We start from the raw sequence: 2866 nt of genomic DNA, 5'->3' as shown, positions 1-2866 counted from the left end.
CTAATGGGATCGTGCCAGAGAGCCTAGATAATGCTGTTGTCTCAAATGAGTATCTTGTCTTAACAGATAGTGATGAAACTACTGCTAAATTCTGGACTGTGATTTCAAAACGACCTGAAATGCATAAGCTGTTTTTCATTAGCTCTTATGGGGTCGATATTGAAAAGTTAGTATTTGATGTTTCTGACTGGAAAAGTAGAACTATCACAATTCCGGATTTGACAGAGCAGAATGCAATAACGGCGCATTTCCAAAAGCTCGACTGCTTAATAAAGCGACACCAACAAAAGCATGACAAGCTCAGTCACTTGAAAAAAGCCATGCTGGTAAAGATGTTTCCCAAGCAAGGCGAAACCGTTCCAGAAATCCGTTTTAAGGAGTTTAGTAGGGAGTGGGAGGAGGAGTTATTAGGGGATAAGATGACTGTCACGTCAGTTAAGCGAATACATCAGTCTGATTGGACTAGTTCAGGCGTAAGATTCTTGAGAGCACGTGACATTGTATCTTCATATAAAAATGAAGAGCCAACTGACTACTTATATATTGCGAAAGAAAAATATGAACAATACTCGCAACTTTCAGGGAGGGTTGAGGTTGGTGACTTGCTTGTGACTGGCGTTGGTACAATAGGTGTGCCTATGTTGGTCACTGATGATGCCCCTCTATATTTCAAAGATGGAAATATTATTTGGTTCAAGAACGAAAATAAAGTAGATGGTTTATTCCTATTTTATTCATTTGTTGGTAAACCAATTCAGACTTATATCAAGCATGAAGCTGGAACTGGAACTGTTGGTACATACACCATCAATAGTGGTAAGAATACTCCAATAAGCCTTCCTACAAGAGAAGAGCAAACCGCCATTGGCAACTACTTCCAAAAACTTGATACGCTGATCAACCAACACCAACAACAGATCACCAAACTCACTAACATCAAGCAGGCTTGTTTGAGCAAAATGTTTGTTTAAGGAATGACCATGACCATTTTTAAAACCGAAGCAAAATTTGAGCAGGCTTTTATTGAGGTTCTTATCCAAAAAGGATGGGAGCCTGAAATATTCAAAAACAAAACTGAGGCCGAGTTACTGCAAAACTGGGCAAATATTTTGTTTGAAAACAACCGCCAACAAGATCGCTTAAACGATGTGCCGCTGACTGCAACTGAAATGCAGCAGATTATTGAGCAGATCAAAGAGTTGAAAACACCGCTCAAACTCAACGGTTTAATTAATGGTAAAACGGTCGCGATTAAACGAGATAACCCTGATGACTCGCTGCACTATGGCAAAGAAGTCAGTTTAAAAATTTATGACCGCCAAGAGATCGCAGCGGGTCAAAGCCGTTACCAAATTGTGCAGCAACCCAAGTTCGAACGAGGTAGCCCGTTACGTAACGATCGTCGTGGTGATGTATTGTTGCTAATAAACGGTATGCCCGTTATTCATATTGAGTTAAAACGCAGCGGCGTTCCGGTAAGTCAAGCGGTCAACCAAATTGAAAAATACTCTAAAGAAGGTATTTTTAGCAGCCTTTTTTCGCTCATCCAAGTCTTTGTTGCCATGGAGCCTGATGAGGCTAAATACTTTGCTAACCCCGGACTAGATGGCAAGTTTAACCCTGACTATCAATTTAGTTGGGCCGATTATAATAACGAACCTGTGAACCACTGGAAGGATATTGCCTCTACGTTGCTATCTATCCCGATGGCACATCAGTTGATAGGTTTTTATACCGTCGCTGATGATACCGATGGGGTTCTTAAAGTCATGCGTAGCTATCAGTATTACGCTGCTAATGCGATATCGGATCGAGTAGCTAAAACCAACTGGAAGCAGTTAGGCGGTGTAAACAATAAAGACAGACTTGGTGGTTATGTATGGCATACCACTGGCTCTGGTAAAACCATGACCAGCTTTAAGTCAGCGCAGTTGATTGCTCAATCAAAAGACGCCGATAAAGTAATTTTCTTAATGGACCGCATCGAGCTTGGTACTCAGTCTCTACTTGAATATCAAGGATTTGCTAGTGATGGAGAAGTGGTACAAGCAACTGAGAATACCCATGTACTGGTGACCAAACTAAAGAGCACCGCTCCTGCTGATACCTTAATCGTTAGTTCTATTCAAAAAATGAGCAATATTTTTGAAGAGGCGGATGATGAGGGAGTAGCAACAAACTCGGCTGATATTGAAAAAATTCGAGCTAAGCGCTTGGTGTTTATTATCGATGAGGCGCACCGCTCAACGATGAGCGCAGGAAAAGAAAATAAAGAAGGCATGTTGGTAACGGTGAAAAAAACGTTTCCTAAAGCCCTCTTCTTTGGTTTTACGGGCACGCCCATTCATGAAGAAAATCAAGTTAATAGTAATACGACTACTGATGTTTTTGGTAACGAGTTGCATCGCTATAGTATTGCTGATGGTATCCGTGATGGAAACGTATTGGGCTTTGACCCTTACAAAATGCCGACCTTTAAGGATGGCGAACTAAGAAAAGAGATTGCTTTACAACAAGCTAAGGCCGACTTGGCTACTGAGGCGATGGCAGAGCCTGCCAAAAAGAAAAAGTTTAATCACTTTATGAATGATGTGCCGATGGCGGGGTTTAAAGACGCCGCAGGAAAATATCATAAAGGCATTGAAGACTATATTCCTAAAAGCCAATACTTAACGAAGGCTCATCAAGACAAAGTCGTCGCTGACATCTTGGATAAATGGGATGTGCTGAGCCAAGGCAATAAATTTCACGCCATTTTAGCCACTAATAGTATCGCTGAAGCGATTGATTATTATCGCCGTTTAAAAGCAGAAAAACCTGAGCTAAAAATATCGGCCCTATTTGACCCTAACATCGATAACGATGG

2 protein-coding genes are annotated in these 2866 nt (G+C 41.2%); both read left to right on the top strand.

The window, feature by feature from the left end:
- The coding region (locus AB6E85_RS25715) for a restriction endonuclease subunit S (protein ID WP_372144799.1) at positions 1-971 on the top strand (971 nt) is incomplete at its 5' end.
- Positions 972-980: 9 nt separating this feature from the next.
- Positions 981-2866: DEAD/DEAH box helicase family protein (locus AB6E85_RS25710; protein ID WP_372144797.1), on the top strand; the 1886-nt coding region annotated here is incomplete at its 3' end.

This window comes from Vibrio sp. 10N.247.311.51 (assembly GCF_041467855.1).
Classification (GTDB): domain Bacteria; phylum Pseudomonadota; class Gammaproteobacteria; order Enterobacterales; family Vibrionaceae; genus Vibrio; species Vibrio coralliirubri.
Note: the sequence above shows the minus strand (reverse complement) of the source record. Positions and strands in the feature narration are given on the sequence as shown.